Source organism: Paenibacillus sp. JNUCC 35 (assembly GCF_058269095.1).
Genome location: NZ_CM177771.1, coordinates 5,490,302 through 5,510,000 on the forward strand (window position 1 = coordinate 5,490,302; position 19,699 = coordinate 5,510,000).

Below are 19,699 nucleotides of genomic sequence, written 5' to 3' on the forward strand. Positions count from 1 at the left end.
CTATGCTCCTCCTGTTTGGGGCTCACCCCTTAAATTGTCGTCCCGTTTGATGATTAAAGGCAGCACACGGCTGCGGAAATACATAAAATTCACGATCAGCAGCACGCCCGCAATGAGAAACGGAGTGTGGTAATCACCTGCATTCATAAAAAAACCCGCCGTCATCGTCGACAAAGACGACCCGATACAGCGGAAAACTGCCCGCATTCCCGCGTACAGATTGCGGTCCTCTTCTCGCAGCGAAGACATGGTTTCGCTGTCGACCAGATTGCCGAGCAGCGAAAAGCTTCCGCTGCGGAGAACGAGCAAGGCCGCAAATACCGGGGCCGGCTGCGCGATCAGGAGCAGAAGAGCCAGCCCCGCGTTTCCGAGGAACGCGCCTGTAAAGGCGGCTTTCGCTCCCCAGCGTTCCATGATTTTGGGAGCGGCCAGCGAAGCGGCAAACAGCACAAGCCCGTTGACCGTATACACGTAAGAAATCAGATCGTCTTCCCATGCCGCCCGGAACTTCAGATACACGTTCATGAACGGGCCGATGAACGAGAAGACAAATCCGATCAGGCAGGCGTTGGCGGCGAGCAGCCAGAGCGACCGCTTGCGGAGCAGCCTGCGGATTCCCTGCGGCAAACGCGGCAGCGAATCCGCCTGCCGCCTTCCGCCTGATACGGACGGCTTCGCCGGCCCCTTGCGGGACGCGTGCTTCTCCTCGGCGCCGCGCGCTGCGCGGCCGGATGCATCCGCTGCCGCCGGTTCCCTGCGCTCGCTGTCTCCGGGGCCGTTATCCCTGATGTCACGGCCCCTTCTGTCAGCTTCCGCCGCATCGCAGTTGCCGTTTGCGGCTCCTCCCGCAGCGGCTTCGTCTCCGGGACGCAATCCGCTCCCGGATGCATCCGCTGCCGCCGCTCCCGGACGGTCGCTGTCTCCGGGACCGCCCATCGCCGGCAAAGTCTCTCCGCCGCTGCCGCCCGCCGCCCGTTCCGCCGGAAGCAGCCGCAAGCGCAGCAGAGACAGCACCGCGATGCACACGGCGGAAGCATAGAGCGACGGGGCGTGGCCTGCGGCCGAAGCGTCCGCCCGGGAGAGTATGCCCCCGACCAGGTTGCCGAGTCCCGTGAATGCGGTGAACACCGCGAACATCCCGTGAAAAGCCCGGCTCTCCTCACGGCGGGATCGGCAGTACCGAAACAAGAGCTGGATTTCCGTGGTCTCGATACACATAAATCCGGCTGACGCAACCGCTTGGGCCGCATACCAGACCGGCAGACTGCGCCCGGTTGCGAATAGGGCCGCTCCCGCGGCAACGAGCATCGAGCCCGCCAGCAGCATGGGCTTGCGGCCGATTTTTCCCGCAAGCATACCGGCGGGCAGCGCACCGATCCCCATGATGAGAATACCCACGGCGGAAATGCTCGCGATCTGGCCGCCGCTTGCGCCGAGAGCCAGCAGGTGAAGATTCAGGGCCAGCGAATACAGCCCGATTCCGATCCCATACAGCGCTTCCGTCGCCAGAAACCGCCTGACTCCGATTGTCATGCTTGTATTGCTGCTGCGAAAACTAAACACATCTGTCCAATCCCCTTGCTGTCCGAAGCTCCCAAATTAACTTCCTTGCTTACTGCCTACTGCTTGATTCTGATAGCTCAGCCTTAGTTCCCATTCACTCCAGCTTCACAGGAACACAAGACCTTACTTGATGCCCGTCATCGAAATGCCTTCCACGATATACCGCTGGGCAAGGAAGAACACCGCAAGCGGAGGCAGACAGATGATCGTCGTTACGGCCATAACCGAAGTCATGTCGACGCCGAACATCCCTTTAAACTGCGCCAGACCGAGCGTCAGCGTATACATGCTCGCATCGTTCAGGAAAATGAGCGGCCCGAGATAATCGTTCCACGTGTCCAACATATTAAAGACGCTGACAAGCACGAGTGCCGGAAACATCAAGGGGATAATGATTTTCGTAAAAATTTTCAGATCTCCCGCCCCGTCGATTTTCGCCGCCTCTTCAAGCTCCGTCGGAATGGTCATAATAAACTGCCTCAACAGGAAAATGTAAAACGCCGAGCCGAACCAGGACGGAACGATCAAAGGCTTCAGCGTATTGATCCAGCCCAGGAAATTAAACTCCATGTATAGCGGGATCATCGTCACGTCCCACGGAATCATCATCGTGGCGAGCACGACCATGAACAGGGCGTCCCGGCCCTTGAAACGGAACCGCGCAAATCCGTAGGCAACCAGCGAGGACGAGATCAGTTGGCCGATGTTGCACAGCACGGTAACGGTCAGGGAATTTTTCAGAAACACATTAAAAGGCTGAATGGTCCACGCCTTCGCGAAGTTTTCCCAGTGAAGCTCGGACGGGATCCATTTGGGCGGATACATATAAACCTCTTCCGGGCTTTTCAGAGCCGTCGTAACGAGCCAGAAGAACGGCATCAGGAACAGCAGCGAGAAAAACAGCAGCAGGGCATATGTGAGTACTCTCTTCATGTCTTCACCTCGCAATCGTCTTTACAGCGCTTTGCGCTTCGTTTTCCGGGCTTTGTTCTTCTTCAGTTCACCCTCGTAATAGACGAACATGGAGGTAGAGCGGAAGACCATCATCGTCAGCGCCAGCACGATCACGAACATGACCCAGGCGTTGGCTGCGGAATAACCCATTTTGAAATATTTAAAAGCGTTCTCGTACACATACATCGCGTAAAAATAAGTCGAATTCAGCGGCCCTCCGCCCGTAAGCGTCAACGCGAGCGTAAGCTGCTGGAAAGCGGCGATAATCGACGTAATCAGGTTGAAAAGCAAGGTCGGGCCCAGCATGGGAAGCGTGATGCGGATAAACCGCTTGAACGCGCCCGCACCGTCCAGTTCGGCGGCTTCGTACAGATCGCCGGGGATATTTTTCAGCCCGGCGAGGAAGATCAGCATCATGGACCCCTGCGCCCACAGGCTTGCGGCGACCATCGCGATCATCGACCAGTTCGGCTCACGCAGCCAATCCGGTCCGGTAATTCCGACCAGGGACAGGAAATAATTGAGAATCCCGTATTCCCCGCTGTACACCCAGGCCCAGATCATCGCCAGGGCAACGCCCGAGATGACGGAAGGCAGGTAGAACACGGTGCGGAAAATACCGCTTCCCCGAACGTTCTGATTGAGCAGAACAGCCAGCAGAAGAGCGATAGCGAGATTCAGCGGCACGAATATGGCGGCAAACCGGACCGTTACGCCTAGGGAATGCCAGAACAAAGGATCATTTGTGAACATATTCACATAGTTTTGGAAGCCGACAAAGGTTCGTTCGCCGACTATGGGCCAATCGTAAAAGGAAATGACGAGCGAAAACAGGAGGGGTCCGAGCGTAAAGGCCACGAACCCGATCATCCAGGGAAGAATGAAGAGGAAGGGGGTTAGCCTGCCTCTTCTCCAGATGCTGCGCCGCACGCCTTTTTGAAGCTGCAAGGTGTTCGGTTGCATGGGCTCACTTCCGTTTCCCTAACGGGTTATTTGAAAAACTTTTGCGAATCGCGCACGGCCGTATCCATCGAATCCTGGGCGTTTTGTCCAAGCATAATCGCGTTGATGGCCGACGTTAAGTTGCGGTTGACTTCGTTCCATTTCGGGCTGAGCAGGAAAGCCGGGGTGTTGTCGCTCGCTTCGAGCATCGTGTAGAACGCCTTATATACCGGGTCCTGATCAAGCTTGTTGCCTTCCACGATGCTTTTGCGCACCGGCAGGTCGCTTGTCCGCAGCTTGATCGCTTCCTCGGAAGCGTAATATTTGATAAACTCCCACGCTTCTTCCTTGTGCTTGGAGTTTTTGGACATCGAGACCGCGGATTCGGCGATTACGCCTTTAACCGGTTTGCCCGGAAAGACCGGCATGGAAACCGTTCCGACATCGACCTTCGCTTCCTTGAAGCCGTCCAGCGGCCAGATGCCGCTCTCCCACATGGCGATTTTGCCCGCTTTGAAAATGTCGTCCCCCGACTGCTGGTTCTTGCCGCCCACGATCACGGCCGTCTTGGACTTGACGAGATCGCCGATCATGCCGATCGCCTCGACCGCCGGTTTGCCGTTCATATAGCCTTCGATCGTTTTGCCGTCATCCGAGATAAAGCTGCCGCCGTTGCTCCAGACGATTCCCTGAAGATCGTACGGATCGTTCTCCGCACGGACTCCGAAGCCGTACTGCTTTTTGGCCGGATTCGTCAGCTTCTGGGCTGCGGCTTTGAATTCGTCCCACGTCCAGCCTTCTTTAGGCTGAGGGACGCCCGCTTCGTCAAACAGCTTTTTGTTGTAATACATCACCCTTGTCGTAAACCCTGCCGGTATTCCGTAAGCGGTTCCATCGATTTTGACGTAATTGAGCAGTCCCGGGTAAAAATCGTCCTGCTTCAGCGTCGTATCGCTTTTCATCCGCTCATCCAAAGGTTCGAGGTTTTTGTAATACGTCGGAAAATCCCACATGTACATCACATCCGGCGCATTGTTGGCTCCGATGGAAGCGGCCAGCTTCTGATCGAATCCGTCTCCGTAGGCTTCCACCTGCACCTTGACGTTCGGATGCTTGGCTTCGAAGTTTTTGGCGATCGTTTCCTGGATTTTGAGCAGATCCCCGGTATCCCAGGTCGCGAAGCGCAGCGTCACCTTGCCGCCATCGCCGGAGTTTCCTCCCCCCTGGGCTTCTCCCTGCTTGGAGCCGCAGCCCGAGAGGGCAAGAGCGGTAACCATCGATCCGGTAAGCGCGAGAACGAGCGTCTTTTTCATAAAGTTCCCCCCATAAACATCTTAGGTGTGATGAGATGAATGCGTTGAATTGACTTCAGTTTACGGTAAATAAAGCGTTTTCAAAACGGAAGAATGTCCGAAAAAAAGTGCCGCTTTGCCCGCTCTCCGGACGGCTCCCGAGGAAGGTGCCAATACGTCCGGCGTGAGGGGGTGTTTTTATCCGGCGATCCGTTACCGGGGAAAAAAAGAAGGCTTCCCTTCCGGGAAACCGCACTGGCAGAGCCGGCTAGCGAGCGTCCGTCATCCGCCGCTCCGTGCGGTAATGACTCGGGGTCTGACCCGTGCAGCGCTTGAACCATTTGCTGAAATATTTCGCATCCGGCATGCCTACCCGGTCCGCGATGTCCTGCACCGTCAGCTTCGAGGCGGCGAGCAGTTCCGAAGCGATGCCCAGCTTCGTGCGGCAGGTGAACGCCACGAAGCTTTCGCCCACCACGCGCTTGAAGAGCGTGCTGAAATGGCTGCGGCTCAGGCCGACCTCATGGGCCGCTTCCGCGACGGAGAGCTGCGAATCCGCCTGCTCGACGATCAGGCGGACCGCCGCCGCAATCGGCTCGGGCCACTCGCCGATGCGCACGCGGTGGCGCGTCTCCAGCTCGATGCGGCCGTGCAGGCGGCGCACCTCCGCCAGCCAGCCGGACGCGCCGGAGAACGCCGCGCCCTCGGTCCAGCGCAGCTGCGGGTCCGCCGCTTTGCGCGCGCACAGGCGGGCGTTCCACGCCTGCCGCTCTCCCTGCGGGACGAGCAGCAGCACATGCTGCCCGCTGAGGGCCGCCGCCGCGCAGAGGCCCGCGGAGGCGAGCCCGGCCGCCAAGCGCGCGGCGCAGGTGGCCGGGCCCGGTGCGGCCGTGGCGCCGGGCGCTTCCGCTTCGGCCGACGCTGGGCCTCCGCAGCCGATCAGGTAAGGCACCGTCGGCTCGCGCATCCACCGCCACTGCCCTTCGAGCAGCCTCTCCAGCTCGGCGGGAAAGCGGTCCCGGATGCCGTGCAGCCATTCGCGGAGCGCTCCTTCCACGCCCGCGGCTTTGTCCGCGGCGGATGCCTCGGCTCCCCCGGACTGTGCGGGCGCCTGCTGTCCGGGCCTGCGGAGCTCGCTGCGGAAGCCTTCCAGGTAATCCCCCAGCTCCTCATCGCTGAAATCGGTTTTGAGCAGATAGCCGGACGCGCCATACTTGATGCCCTGCTTGGCGTATTCGAAATCGCGGTGGCAGCTGAGCAGCAGCGCTTTTGTCTGAGGGGCATACTCCTTGATCTTGCGAATCAGCTCGATTCCCGTCATCCCGGGCATCACGATGTCCGTAATGACCACCTCCGGCTCGTGCTCCAGGAAAGCCTCCCAGGCCCGTGTCCCGTTCGGCGCATCCGCCACAACTTCCATCCCGTAGCGTTCCCAGGGCACCGTGCTGATCAGCCCCCTGCGGATAATCACTTCATCGTCGGCAATCAGTACGCGTATAGTCGTATCGCTCATCCCGTTTCCTCCTCCTTCGGAAGCCTAATCCCGATGCATGTTCCTTTTCCCGGCTCCGACTCTACATCCAGCCCGTATTTATCGCCGAAATGCAGCTTGATCCGCTGATCGACGTTATAGATGCCGATGCTGCGTTTCTTGCGGCCGACCGCATCTCCGGGATCGGCCAGAAGCTGCCGTGCCGCATCGGATTCCATTCCCTTGCCATCGTCGCACACACTCAGCCGGATCGCGTTTCCCTGCTCACGCACTTTGATTTCGATCGTGCCCGCCCCGTCCTCGAACGCATGAAAAAAAATATTTTCCACCAAAGGCTGCAGAGTCATCCGCGGAATGCGAACCTGGTCCAGGGGGATCTCCCCCGTATCGATGCGATAGCTGAACACATGGCCGAACCGGTATTCCTGGAGATTCATGTAATGATGAATCACATCCAGCTCCTCCTTCAAGGTTACCAGCTCACGTGTGTAGTTCAGGTTACCGTCGAGTACCTTGGTCAAATGCAGAATCATCTGCTGCACCTCGGCGTTGCCGGCTATCCGCGCTTTCCACTGGATGGAAGCGAGCGTATTGATCAGCAGATGGGGATTGATCTGATGGTGGAGCGCCCGGAGCTCGGCTTCTTTTTTCTGCCGCTCCACGCGTTTGACCTCTCCGAACAAATCCTGCAGCTGGACAACCATGTGGTTGAAGCTGCGGCCCAAACGCCCGATTTCATCTTCGGAATCGACGACGATCCGGGTATCCAGGCGCCCGAGCGAGACGTCCCGGATGGAATTTTTCATTTTTTTAATCCGCCTAAGGAAACGCACCGAACTGAAGTACGCCAGAACGAAAGCCAACAGAATGGACAAGCTGACGGCCGTAAACGTAAATGTCCGAACGAGCAGAGACGACTGGTAAAACTGGTGGTAAGGCGTCCGCACTTCGATCTTCCAATCGGTCTCCTCCGACTGCTTCGTCCAGACGACATCGTCGTCACGTTTTGTATAGGCTTTCGCCGTCTGATACAGAATGCGCCCTTGATCCGATATGGTCAGGAAAGCGCCCGTATCCCGCTCGTACTCGTGGAACATATCCAGCAGCTTTTCGGCTTTTACTTCGATCAGCACCTTTGCATCCTCCAGCGCCCCGACCTGATTGTGAATCTGGAAAAGCAGGCCGATCACTTTTTCGCCCGGAATGTTGGAGGTGCCGCTGTACTGCTTGGGCTCGTAAATGCTGAACCGGTACCCCGTGCGCTCCTCGCCGAACCAGGGGCTTTCCTCCACGAGATCCGTATTGGCGATGCGCTCGCCGTAATAATAGCCGGACTTCGTCAGGATAAAAATGCCTTTCGTATCCAGCGTTTTATGGGCTTTTAAATACTGTTCGAGCTGCTGCTCTTCTTTAAAGCCCAAATAAGTCGTCGGAATCTCCTCATGCAGAACCGTAAAGTTGGGATCCAGCAGGTAGGACAAAATATCTCCGACGGTATATTTCATCTGAGCCAGCGTCGAATCGATCTGCACCTGCAGCTGGGATACCGTATTTTCCCCGTAACGCCCGAACTGCTCGTTTATTGTCTGCGAAGACTTGGTATACAGCACATAGCCCAGAGACAACAGAGGGATAATGGCGACCAGCAAAATCAGCAGCACCAGCTTTCCCTGCAGGCTCCGGTGTAAACGAATCGGCAGTAGGCCCAGGTGTCTAAACAACGTAATCTCCCCCGCATGCAGTAAAGTAAGCGCTTCCGTAAAATGATTATAGCACGGGAAGGCTGTGTGCACATGCCTCCCCGCGCTCTATGGAATTTGAAATATAACCCAGCAGGGTCCGCTGTCTGAACGTCGTCAGTACGGCGCCCCGCTTCCGTGCGCGGGACCCTTTAGCGGGCGGCCCCGGCCGGCTCGGTTTTTTTGAGATAGGCCCGCCACGTAATGCACCACTCTTTGGGATCGTCGAAGCTGGATTCGTCGATGCGGTGGACGGTGCTGTTATGGGGGGCGCTTTTCACGATCTCCGGATTTTCGTACGCTTCCTGCGAAATATGGCGCAGCGCATCCAGGTACTCGTCAAGATCTTCTTTGGAGTACGATTCCGTCGGCTCCAGTGTGAAAGGCTGCGGAACGATATACGGATGATGACTGGTCCAGTAATGCAGCCCGAAGTCGCACATCCTGCGCTGAACATCCTCCGTCGTCACGCCGGTCTCCTTCGTCAGCTGTTCCCAGCTGTAGCGTACCTGCTCCAGGCGTCCGCCTTCCACATAAGGGGCGCTGGCGCCTCTGATTTTCAGAATGTTCGCGTACAAATAGTTGTTGTTGAGTACCGCTGTTTGAGCCACGTCCAGCAGCCCTTCGGGCCCCAGCGCGCGAATCCAGGCATACGAGCGGAGTACCGTTTGAGCCACGCCGTGGAACATCCGCACTTTGCCGATGCTTTCCGGGGTTTCTCCGCTCAGGCTGTAGCGGCTGCCGTCGTATTCCACGACGGGACCCGGCAGGAACGGCTCCAGCTGTGCCGTCACGCCGAGTGCTCCGGTTGCGGGCCCACCGCACATATGAGGCGCCGCGAACGTCTTGTGCAGGTTGAAGAAGCACATATCGAAGCCCGCTTCTTTCGCCCGCGCAATGCCGAGCAGCCCGTTCGCGTTGGCCTGGTCGTAGAAGCAGATTCCGCCCGCTTCATGCACGACGTCCGTAAACTCACGGATCCGGGGATTGAAGATTCCGGTGTCCTCGGGGTTCGCCACGACAAAACCTGCCGTCCTCTCGGACACCGCGTTTTTCAGCGCCTCCAGATCCGGGAAGCCGTCCTTGTCCGGGTACAGCGTGATGATTTTGTACCCTTTTACCGCGGCGGTTGCGGCCTGGGACGGATGAGAGAAGATCGTCGTGATAATCTCGTCGCGCTTCTCCCCTTCCCCGTTCGCATCGTGATAGGCTCGGACGATGGACGCCATGGCGAAAAGCGCCTGCGTACCGCTGCTCGGCTGGAAGGAGAACCGGTCCAAGCCCGATATTTCTCTCATCGCCAAGTCGAGGCCGTGATAGACTTCGAGCATGCCCTGAACCGTGTCCGCATCCTGCAGCGGATGAAGGTCCATCATTTTGGGGCTGCGGATAAGCATCTCGTTGATCCGTGGAATGTACTTCATGGTGCAGGTGCCTTGACCGATTTCAACGTTGAAATCGGACCCCAGCGTTTCCTGCGACAGGCGCAGATAGTGCCGCAGCACTTTGGCCTGGCCGATCTCGGGAAGGGCCGGTGCCGTCTCTCTGCGCATGGACGCAGGCAGGGCGGACAGGCCGTCGCCCAACTCGGCTTCCACCTCCGGCTCCGCCGCCGGTACCAGAATCCCCCGCTCGCCCGGACGGTGCAGTTCGAATATGACAGGCTCATCCCATTTCGCCTGGTGGAACTTGCGGACCTTGCTGTTTCGTTCGATTCGTTTGATCATGGTGCCGATATCCCCTCTCATCGGTGGTTGATTGTATGGGTTAGTTCTATTGCTTGGCTATTGATTGGTTCTATTGATTGGTTCTATTGATTGGTTCCATTAACCGGTTTCGATAGTTGGTACTATCGGTTGGTTCTACCGACCGATACTGTTGGTTGGTCTTATAATCTGGTTTTATAAGCGGTGATTTTCCGGATCGCTTGCCGTAACACGCGTCTAATCCTCCGGTATCTTCTCCGCCGCTTCTTAACAGAGGATCGTCAGGCCCTTTCCAGCACTTTTTTCAGCGCCTCCGCGAGGGTATCGATATCCTGCTTCGTGTGGATTTCCGTTACACAGTAGAGCGCGCATTGTCCCCATTGCGCAAATTCGGCGGACATGTCCTTGCCTCCGAAAATACCCTGCTCAAGCAGAAGCTTATTAATCTCCGCCACGCTTTTGCCGGTCGAATTAAAGTCAACGACAAATTCCTTAAACGTGGACACGTTGAATTTCATGCTGACTCCCTCGATCTCGGACAGCCGCTTCTTGGCGTACTCCGCCTGCTGAACGATGGTCTGGCCCACCTCAAGCATGCCCTGCGGCCCCATCAGTGCCAGATAGACGCCTGCCGTGATCCCCCACAGCGCGGTCTGCGTGCCGACGGACTCTTTCCCTTTTTCCCGCTTCGCAAAAGAAGTCCGCTCATACGCCACGTCCCCAAAGCCGTACTCGCCTTCCACCGAAGTCGGCGCTATGCCGAACAGGCGTGACGGGTATTCCATCACGTAAGCTTCTTCGTCACGCGAAGCGATGAAACCGGCCTGGCCTCCGCCGTAGTTCATGCGGATGCCAAGAGGCTGCAGGTCACCGCAGACAAGGTCCGCGCCATAGCGGGAAGGCGGCTTCAGGACGCCCAGCGAGATCGGGTCCACGCCGACCGCAAACACGGCGCCCGCCTCCTTCGCGAGCTTGCCGATCGCTTCCCCTTGGACCTCGATGTGACCGAGGTAGGAAGGGTTCTCGATATAGACGGCCGCGGTATCCGGGCTCAGCTTGCTCTGCAGATCGCCCAAATCCAGCAGTCCTGTCGCGGGGTCGCAGCCGACAAGGGTGCAGCGGATTTGCGGCGACAGGTAGTTGCGGATGATAAGCAGGCGGTCCGGATGAGTCGTCGCCGGCAGCAGCACCTCGCTGCGGCCGTTCATGCGCGCCGCCATGCGAAGAGCGGTGGAAGCCGCCTGGGCCCAATCGAACGTCGGCACGTTGACGACGTCCATGTCGACGAGCTCGGCCAGAAGGCTCTGATACTCGAACAGCGCCTGAAAGCGCCCGTGGTCCTCGTACGGCTCTCCCGCATACGCGGTCACGAACTCGGAACGCTGGCTGATCTCGTCGCACACCGCAGGCACGTAATGCTGCCAGCAGCCCGCCCCGAGGAAGTTGAGCCGTTCCCGCGCGTGAAGATTGCGGTTCAGCAGCGTTTCGATGTGGCGCTGCAGTTCGTATTCGTTCAAAGCCGGACCGATTTGAAGCTTGTCGCGGTAGCGCAAAGATTCCGGTACCATGCGGTACAGCTCTTCGATAGTAGCCGCTCCAATCACTTGGAGCATATCCTTTTGTACGTCGGATACCGTGTTCGGTATATATGGATGGGATGAAGACTGCCTGGTTGCCATCGGTAAACCTCCCTGTGTGTGCTGAATGATGGAATAGTAGAATCCTGATGAAAAAGTTAGGGGTAACTTGCCGGTAAAAAGTCGCTCATGTGCGAAATTTAATCGCAAAAGCCTTTTTTCTATGCCGGTTTCACAGAGCGTACTGATCAGTCGATGTTCAAGCATCTGCCCGTGCTGCAAACTACCGGAACACTGCCGCCGGGCTTCTGTTCGTGCCACAGACTTACTGCTCGTCGTTGTCCGGCTTTTGTTCGTGTCACGGACTTACTGCTTATCGCTGTCCCAGCATCTGCCCGTGTTACAGACCCACCTGCTTATCGCTGTCCCAAGATCTGCCCGCCCCCAAGCTCTCTAGCTCAATTCTGCAAATTCTTTGCCGCCAAAAAAGCTTACGCCAAACCTCCGCCGTCCACCACGAGAACCGAGCCGGTAACCCACGCGGACATCCCGCTTGCCAGGAACAGCACCGCGTTGGCGATATCCTGAGGCGTCCCCAGCCTGTTCAGCGGACGCTCCGCGGAAGCTACTAGGAAGCTTGCCTCGTCCCGGCGCAACTGCTTGGCTTCATCGCGCAGAAGCGGCGTATCCGTATCCCCCGGACAGACGCAATTCACGCGGATTCCGGCAGGGCCGTGGTCAATCGCCATTCCGCGGGTCAGGTTCACCACGCCTGCCTTGGCCGCGCAGTAAGCGGCCGCCTGGTCGCCGCCTTTCAGCCCCCAGCCCGATCCCGTGTTGATAATGCTTCCGCCGCCGTTCTTTTCCATTACCGGGATCGCGTATTTGGACAGAAGGAAGGTCCCTTTCAAGGAAACGTCGATCACGAGATCCCACTGCTCTTCCGTCAGTTCCACAACGGTTTTCCGCCGGATCACGCCCGCGTTGTTGAAAACGATGTCGATCCGGCTCGTCTCCCGGACCGCCGTTTCAACCGCCGCTTGGCAGTCTTCCGCTTGTGTAACGTTACACGGGATATACCGGGCGAAATGCCCCTGCTCCGTAAGGAGACGTTCGGCTTCGCGGCCGCCGGCTTCGTTCATGTCCAGCAGCATCACCTTGGCTCCGTTAGCTGCCAGTGTTTGAGCGGCCGCAAGCCCGATTCCCGAAGCGGCTCCCGTCACCAGGGCCGTCTTTCCGGTTAAATCCAGCAGAGAAGTGTTCGTTGGCATCCGATTTACCCCCTTGGTATGTTTTCTTGCTTGGTCTGCTTCTTGGTCTACTTCTTGGTCTGCTTCTTGGTCTACTTCGTGCTTTCGTGCTTGTATCGCTTTCCGTTCCCGTTTTAACTGTCACTGAGGCGCGAGGCAGCCATCCTTACTGCTCCGGACTGCCTGCGAACGCCCCGGCAACCATCTCTTCTTCCCTGCATCTGCCGGCCAGCAGAAGGAAAACGCTCGACGTCCACGTGAACGCCCGGTCGCGCAGCCCCTCACCGGTTACGGCGTCGAAATTCTCCGCCATACCGGACTTTGCCGCCATGCGGCAGAACTTGCGGGCCACCTCCGAGGCAAATTCCTCGTCGCCCGCTCCGCGAAGCCCTTCCACGATCAGCATCGTGGAAGGGGCCCAAATCGGGCCGCGCCAGTAGCCGTCCGCCGCGTAGTACGGGCTGGACGTGCTCTCCGTCGCCAGCCCGTTGCCGGTCAAGAACCGGGCCGGCTGCTTCAAATCCGCGATCACCTTCTCGCGGATAGGGCCGGGAAGCCGGTTGCCCAGCACGATCGGGACGAACGACAGCAGGCTGTCTCCGGCCGAACGCTCGTGGGTACCGGAACGCATGGCCGTGAAGCGCCCCTCTTTCTCGTCCCAGAAGTGCCCGATCAGCTTTTGAAGCAGCTCGGTTGCCCGGGCCGACCAGCGCTCGGACTCTTCATCCAAGCCGAGCCTTTGCGCCGCGACGGCCAATACTTCCATCTGGATGACAAGAAACGCCGAAAGATCCGGGCTCTCCACGGGAATATCCGTCAGGAACGCCGTGCTGTTGTCCCAGCCGCTGTCATTGCCGTGATTGTACTGGGGAATTCCGTCTCCGTCGTCATCGCGGTACCGGAACCACCACGTCGTCCATTTGCCGAGCGGTTCGTAAATTTCCCGAAGCCGCTCATCCGTGACCGCCGACGAATTTTTCATCATCCAGTCCAGTGTCCACCCGTGAATGGGCGGTTTGCAGCAGTTCCAGAGCGCATATTTATCGTTCAAAAAGTCCGGCAGCATCCCGCTTTCATCCTGCCGGTCAAAAAATATCGCAAACTGATCCCAGGCTAAATCCGGGTTCGTCCCGGCCAGCGCCATCGCATTGAAGCAGTGGTCCCAGCTCCATATGTTCGTCATCCAGTTCTTCGACATGTACATCGCGGGACGGGATAAATAGCCGTCCGCGCGTACGACGCAGGACCACGTAATGTACGCGGCAAGCGTTCGCGCTTCCTCCCAATCCTCTGGAGTCCGGATCGTGCGGGAGAGCCACTGTTCCCAGTCCTGGCCCGCCATAGCCTCAGCCTCTTCGTAAGAATATGCGCCGCGCTGTCCGGGGACCGTCCGGTATTCTTCGAGAGACAGATCGAACGACTGACTTTCTCCGCCGGGAACCATCACGAAAGCAATATGCTTGGCACGGAGTCCGCCCCAGACTACATCCGGCTCGAAATGGCCGAGCAGCGGCGAAAGCAGAATCCGGACCTCCCGCGAAAAGCTGTTAAGCTCCCATCCTCTTTCCTGATAAGGAAGGGCGTAATCGTATGCGCTTAGCTCCGCCGTCAGCTTCAGTCCGATCCCTTCGCCTCTGACACGGATGCAGTCCGGCTCCGGAATGCACCATTCCATCCAGCCCGTCCCGCTTTCCAGACGAACCTTGACGGGGGAAGCTTCCACCCTGTAATCGGTCAGCGCTTCCCTGCTCTTCGGATCAATGGGGGTAATGCCGAACAGGACACCGGCCTGCTCGTCGCCCCCGCGGATCATTCGTACGTAAAGCCCTTCGCTGCGCTTTTCGCTTTGCGGCAGCCTCGATAGGGCGAAATAGGAACCAAAGCGGCTGAATGGCACCACAGACAGATCGAAATTCATAGTTGCAGCCCCCCGTTGCTCCTTGGATTCGTAGTTCCTGCTCATGAAGAGAGCGTTTACATAAAATTGTACCGGAAAGAGGAGAATCCCCACACCGACGCTTGTTGGTATCTTCGTGTCATTTTGCACCTGCTGCACCGCGGTTTTAAGCCGGAGGCTCTAAAGGTGCCATTTTGTATGCGGAGATTCGTCTTTTTGTTCACTGCCTTCCTTTATTCCTACCAAATAAAAAACCGCCCGGAGGCGATCTGCCTCTAAGACGGTTACTTTTAAATGCCACGGCTTATAAGATCCGGTCTCTCTTGTGAGCGGCCGCTGCGGCCGGTCCTCTTATCCTTTTGTTCCTCCCTGCAGTCCGAATCCTTTCGACATGAATTTCTGGGACAGCATATACAGAATGACGGACGGAACGGCATACAGGACCGAAAATGCCGCTAATTTACCGTAGTCAGCCATCCCATATTGTCCGAAAAACTGATACAACTTCAAGGATACCGGGAAGTTATCAGGAGACTGCAGAAGGATATACGGAACGAAGAAGTTCCCCCAGCTTCCCGAAAACGTAAAAATCGCTACCGTGCAAATGCCGGGAACCATCAGCGGCGCCACCACCTTGCGGATGCCTGTAAACACGGACGCTCCGTCAATCCAGGCCGCTTCTTCCAGCTCGCTCGGCACCGAGTCCATGAAGTTCTTCAGCATCCAGATGCCGTACGGCATGGACGAAGCCGCGAAAAATAAGGTGACGCCGAAAATGTTGTCATACAGCTTAGTGGTCAGGAACAATTGATACACCGGAACCATAACCGCCGTAATCGGAAGCGAAGTCATGAACAACACGGTAAGCATAAACGGTTTTTTATACTTTAATTGATAGCGGGACAACGGGTAAGCCGCAAGCAGGGCCAGAATAACGACGAGTACGGCTTGGCCCAGAGACATGATGAGGCCGATCATATAGGCCCGCTGATTTTCCGGATTGGCGATCACCTCCGCATAATTCGTCCCAGTCAGCCGCGCGGGGACCTTAAGCGACTGCATCGCGTTGGAATCGACAGATGCCACCAAAACCCACAAAAGGGGCAGAATAAAACAGATGCCGATGAAAACAAGAATCGTATAAGGCAAGATGCGATACATCCATTTACGCTGGCTCGTATTCATACGATGTTCTCCCTTGTAAGTTTACTCTTTCATCGCACGGATATAGAACAGACTGAGGATAATGCCCAGAAGCAGCAGGAGCAGCGATATGGCCGTCCCGTACCCGAGCTGATAATTCACAAACGCCTGGTTGTACATAAAAATAGGCAGGGTTGTCGTCGAGGTTCCCGGTCCTCCTCCGGTCATCGCATAGATGAGCCCGAATACACCCAAAGTCTGCAAAGTAACCAGCATCATATTGGTGGTCAAGGTTCCTTTTATAAGGGGCAAAATAATTCTTATCAAGATCTGCCACCTGGACGCACCGTCAACAACGGCCGCTTCTTCGATCTCCGCGGGCACGTCATCCAGCGCCGCTTGAAAGACGAGCATGGAAAACGCCGTCCCGTGCCAAATGTTAGCCAGAATAATCGTAAGCATCGGAACGGTATACAGCCATGTAACGACCGGAATACCGAAAAACGCCAAGATGGCATTCAAAGTGCCCTCATCCCCGAAAAAGCTGTACAAACATAAAGCGCAAACAATTTCCGGGGTTACCCAGCCTGCCAGCACGATGGTTCCGATCACCCGGCGGAAATGCTTATTTTTGTGCTTCATCAGAAGCGCAATCAGAAAGCCCAGCACCTGCTGGCCGATAACGGCCGATCCGATCAGAAAAACGAGCGTATTCCAGATACTGATCCGGACCGTAGGATCTTGAAACATCCGCACATAGTTATCGAAGCCGGTAAACTTCAGCTCTTTCGCGGCTTCCCCCGTCAACGCCAGATTCGTGAAGGAATAATAAAAGGTCAGCAAAATCGGATAAATAAAAAACACCAGCATAATCACTATCGAAGGAAGCAAAAAATAAAACCACGAAGAGGTTCGTTTTTTCCTATAAAGATCTTGGACCGCCACACTACTCATCCGCATCCCCCTCCCGCACTTTAACGGTACAAAAAACCTGCTCAAGCTTGGTCCAGGCAGCCGGTGCGATGAGTGCCGTCGCATGACGGCAGTCACCCGCTTCTTTCCCGTCCTCCCTGCCGTTTTCCGCATGTGCCTGAGCAGGCAGCCTGTCATTTACTTTTCCGTGATATGCTCCGCGCCTGCAATGCGGGTTACATCCTGCGTATATTTATTTAAAGCAGCCGCGGGCGCTGTCCCCGTTGCCACCGATTCGATCATCGTTTGAATCTGAGTGGACACTTCCGGATATTTATCCTGCGCGGGCCTAAACTCGGCATTCTTCAAATATTCCGTTGCCAGCTCATTAAACGGCATTTTCGTGTAGCCCGGATCTTTCGCTACGTCTGCCCGGACCGTTATATTGCCGGAAGCGATCACGAGCTTCTGCGTGTTTTCCTTATTCAGCGCGTATTTAATAAAATTCCATGCCTCGTCTTTATGCTGCGCATTGCTGGGAATCGACAAGGCCCATCCTCCGGCTAGCGTGATCGAACCCGGGGCCTGGCCTTTGCTTGTCGGCATGGGCGCAAACCCGAGCACATCTTTATAAGCCGGCCACGGTGCCGCCCCTCCCTCCAGATAATTGCCGGTGATCCAGGACCCGTCGAGCGCGATCGCGAGCTTGCCTTTCGGCAAATATTCACGCGTAGCCGTGTTTCCGGCTTGGCCGTTCAGCACTTTGGACAGCGGCGGTCCGAGCTTTTCTTTCGTCACCGTTTCGATAAAACCGAGCGCATCCAGAATCCCTTCGCTCTTCACGATCCATTTTCCGCTCGCATCGTCGTACAACCTCTCTCCGGTACCATAGAGAAGCATTTCGTAAGTCTGCATCGAAGTCGCTTCTCCCGTCGCCTTGCCCATATTCATCCAGATCGGAACCACATCCGGCGCTTTCTCCTTAATTGTCCTTGCCGCGTTCAAAACCTCATCCCAGTTTTTAGGCTGCCAGTTCTCGGGAAGTCCGGCTTTTTTGAAAATCTCCTTGTTGTACCACAGTCCCCTCGAATCCGTATTGTAAGGGACTCCATACAGCTTGCCGTCGCTTGCAGTTACCCCTTTCTTCATAGCTTCGATAAAAGAGCCGTTCGTCCAATCTTCCCACCCCTTCAACCTGTCATCCAACGGTTCCAGGTAGCCCGCACTCGCATCCGAGTTCAGAATGAACGTGTCCTCCGTCACGATATCCGGTGCCGTATCCTTCGATTTCAGTGCCAAGGCTATCTTGGCAAAATAATCTCCCTCGGACGCCTGAATCGGGGTCGGCTTGATTTCCACGCTTTTATCCGGATAACTGGACGCCACTTCCTTGATCCATTTAAACAGAGCGCCCTGCTCACCAATTCCATCGTCTCTATAAGTAATGGTTATCGTTTTAGCGGCCGGGGAATTTCCCGCATCCTTTCCCGTCTGGGTCGGTCCCGGTGTCGTTTTTACGCTCTGGCCGGAACATCCGAACAATAATGCCGAACTTAACAAAACCGCCGCGACACTCCACTTCTTTCTTCTTCCGTCTGCCATGGCTTGCCCTCCTTATTTTTGGATACAGCTGGCTGCTTCAGACAAGATTTTTAAGCGCTTACATAAAGGTTTATTTCACTATATTTTTATAATCCGCTAAAAAGAACTTTTATTTATTATTATCACTGAAAAGTAAAAAGCCGCTCCCCTATAAGTCAGAGAAACAGCTGCTGCAAAATGAACAAGTATGAAGGTAGAGAACCGTGCACAGTTGGTCGACTTGCTCGATCTTCCGCTCGTCTTAACCAGCCGCCAGATATTTCCTCACAGCTCCTAGCGCGCGGTGTGGCATCCGCATGACGGTGGTCGCCGATAGACTTGTCCTACCGTTCGCTCAGCCCTCACAAGGGGCGTAATTTCCTAGTAAAATTCGACTGTGCCTGCTTTTGAAAACATCAAAAAAAGAGCCTCTCGGCTCTTGGTTATATGTATGGCTCCCCGAACAGGACTCGAACCTGTGACAACTCGATTAACAGTCGAGTGCTCTACCAACTGAGCTATCAGGGAATAAGATGGTGGAGCCAAGGGGGATCGAACCCCTGACCTCATCGCTGCCAGCGATGCGCTCTCCCAGCTGAGCTATGGCCCCATTTTGGTGCTGCAGAAAAAATTCTAACTTGTCTTGCGAAATTCGTCAAGCATTTTTTGAGAGGCAATTTCGTAAGTGGTGGGCCCTAGTGGACTCGAACCACCGACCTCACCCTTATCAGGGGTGCGCTCTAACCAGCTGAGCTAAGGGCCCATATGTAACACCTATATAATAGGTAGAAACACGATAAAAGGATAAGAAAAGCCCACCGTTAAGTGGGCTCTTGCTTGGCAACGTCCTACTCTCCCAGGACCCTTCGGTCCAAGTACCATCGGCGCTGGAAGGCTTAACGGTCGTGTTCGGGATGGGTACGCGTGGTTCCCTTCCGCCATCGTCACCAAACAGGTGTCTATTCAGACACACCAGGGTTGCTCCCTGAAAACTAGCAGCGAAACGTGCAGTCGATCCATCCAAAGATCTTGTGGTGCATATGCTTCCGATGTCAGACACTAACGTGTGCTCGTCGCGTATGCTTTCGATGCGGCCTTTCCTGTCGGAAAAGCCTTGTGGTCAAGCCCTCGACCGATTAGTATTGGTCAGCTCCACACATTGCTGTGCTTCCACCTCCAACCTATCTACCTCGTCGTCTTCAAGGGGTCTTACATACTGGGAAATCTCATCTTGAGGGGGGCTTCACGCTTAGATGCTTTCAGCGCTTATCCCTTCCGTACATAGCTACCCAGCTATGCCTCTGGCGAGACAACTGGTACACCAGCGGTACGTCCATCCCGGTCCTCTCGTACTAAGGACAGCTCCTCTCAAATTTCCTGCGCCCGCGACAGATAGGGACCGAACTGTCTCACGACGTTCTGAACCCAGCTCGCGTACCGCTTTAATGGGCGAACAGCCCAACCCTTGGGACCTACTTCAGCCCCAGGATGCGATGAGCCGACATCGAGGTGCCAAACCTCCCCGTCGATGTGGACTCTTGGGGGAGATAAGCCTGTTATCCCCAGGGTAGCTTTTATCCGTTGAGCGATGGCCCTTCCATGCGGTACCACCGGATCACTAAGCCCGACTTTCGTCCCTGCTCGACCTGTA

General features: G+C 56.3%; 13 protein-coding genes, 3 tRNA genes and 2 rRNA genes (1 of these 18 only partly in view). All 18 read right to left on the bottom strand.

The window, feature by feature from the left end:
* A complete protein-coding gene (locus tag AC2TF6_RS24850; protein ID WP_491308947.1) occupies positions 1 to 1,533 on the bottom strand; it encodes an MFS transporter in 1,533 nt (510 codons plus the stop codon).
* Between the two features lie 153 nt (positions 1,534 to 1,686).
* On the bottom strand, positions 1,687 to 2,496 hold the full coding sequence (locus AC2TF6_RS24855) for a carbohydrate ABC transporter permease (RefSeq protein ID WP_491308948.1): 810 nt from the start codon (positions 2,494 to 2,496) through the stop codon (positions 1,687 to 1,689).
* 21 nt (positions 2,497 to 2,517) lie between these two features.
* Positions 2,518 to 3,480 carry a carbohydrate ABC transporter permease gene (locus AC2TF6_RS24860; protein WP_009672205.1) on the bottom strand — a complete coding sequence of 321 codons (963 nt, stop codon included), beginning with the start codon at positions 3,478 to 3,480 and terminating at the stop codon, positions 2,518 to 2,520.
* A gap of 26 nt (positions 3,481 to 3,506) precedes the next feature.
* On the bottom strand, positions 3,507 to 4,772 hold the full coding sequence (locus AC2TF6_RS24865; RefSeq protein WP_491308949.1) for an ABC transporter substrate-binding protein: 1,266 nt from the start codon (positions 4,770 to 4,772) through the stop codon (positions 3,507 to 3,509).
* 247 nt (positions 4,773 to 5,019) lie between these two features.
* Positions 5,020 to 6,264, bottom strand: coding sequence for a response regulator transcription factor (locus AC2TF6_RS24870; protein WP_491308950.1), 1,245 nt, complete (start codon positions 6,262 to 6,264; stop codon positions 5,020 to 5,022).
* Positions 6,261 to 7,964 carry a cache domain-containing sensor histidine kinase gene (locus tag AC2TF6_RS24875; RefSeq protein ID WP_491308951.1) on the bottom strand — a complete coding sequence of 568 codons (1,704 nt, stop codon included), beginning with the start codon at positions 7,962 to 7,964 and terminating at the stop codon, positions 6,261 to 6,263. Before AC2TF6_RS24875 ends, AC2TF6_RS24870 begins: the two co-directional genes overlap by 4 nt.
* Positions 7,965 to 8,134: 170 nt before the next feature.
* Positions 8,135 to 9,709 carry an aminomethyl-transferring glycine dehydrogenase subunit GcvPB gene (gene gcvPB / locus AC2TF6_RS24880; protein WP_491308952.1) on the bottom strand — a complete coding sequence of 525 codons (1,575 nt, stop codon included), beginning with the start codon at positions 9,707 to 9,709 and terminating at the stop codon, positions 8,135 to 8,137.
* Positions 9,710 to 9,969: 260 nt separating this feature from the next.
* Positions 9,970 to 11,367, bottom strand: coding sequence for an aminomethyl-transferring glycine dehydrogenase subunit GcvPA (gene gcvPA, locus AC2TF6_RS24885; protein ID WP_491308953.1), 1,398 nt, complete (start codon positions 11,365 to 11,367; stop codon positions 9,970 to 9,972).
* A 389-nt stretch (positions 11,368 to 11,756) separates the two neighbouring features.
* On the bottom strand, positions 11,757 to 12,536 hold the full coding sequence (locus AC2TF6_RS24890; RefSeq protein ID WP_491308954.1) for an SDR family NAD(P)-dependent oxidoreductase: 780 nt from the start codon (positions 12,534 to 12,536) through the stop codon (positions 11,757 to 11,759).
* A 145-nt stretch (positions 12,537 to 12,681) separates the two neighbouring features.
* Entirely contained in the window at positions 12,682 to 14,433 is a 1,752-nt protein-coding gene (locus AC2TF6_RS24895) for an amylo-alpha-1,6-glucosidase (protein ID WP_491308955.1), read from the bottom strand.
* Positions 14,434 to 14,763: 330 nt separating this feature from the next.
* Positions 14,764 to 15,597, bottom strand: a complete 834-nt coding sequence (locus AC2TF6_RS24900) for a carbohydrate ABC transporter permease (RefSeq protein ID WP_491308956.1) — start codon at positions 15,595 to 15,597, stop codon at positions 14,764 to 14,766.
* A gap of 21 nt (positions 15,598 to 15,618) precedes the next feature.
* Positions 15,619 to 16,509, bottom strand: coding sequence for a carbohydrate ABC transporter permease (locus AC2TF6_RS24905; RefSeq protein ID WP_491308957.1), 891 nt, complete (start codon positions 16,507 to 16,509; stop codon positions 15,619 to 15,621).
* A 156-nt stretch (positions 16,510 to 16,665) separates the two neighbouring features.
* The gene (locus AC2TF6_RS24910) at positions 16,666 to 18,069 is read right to left on the bottom strand and encodes an ABC transporter substrate-binding protein (RefSeq protein WP_491308958.1); all 1,404 of its coding nucleotides are present in this window, start codon (positions 18,067 to 18,069) and stop codon (positions 16,666 to 16,668) included.
* Between the two features lie 431 nt (positions 18,070 to 18,500).
* A tRNA-Asn gene (locus tag AC2TF6_RS24915) sits at positions 18,501 to 18,576 on the bottom strand.
* A 6-nt stretch (positions 18,577 to 18,582) separates the two neighbouring features.
* A tRNA-Ala gene (locus tag AC2TF6_RS24920) sits at positions 18,583 to 18,658 on the bottom strand.
* Between the two features lie 76 nt (positions 18,659 to 18,734).
* A tRNA-Ile gene (locus AC2TF6_RS24925) sits at positions 18,735 to 18,811 on the bottom strand.
* A 72-nt stretch (positions 18,812 to 18,883) separates the two neighbouring features.
* A 5S ribosomal RNA gene (rrf, locus tag AC2TF6_RS24930) occupies positions 18,884 to 19,000 on the bottom strand.
* A 164-nt stretch (positions 19,001 to 19,164) separates the two neighbouring features.
* Positions 19,165 to 19,699 (bottom strand): 23S ribosomal RNA (locus AC2TF6_RS24935); it runs 2,383 nt beyond the window's last position.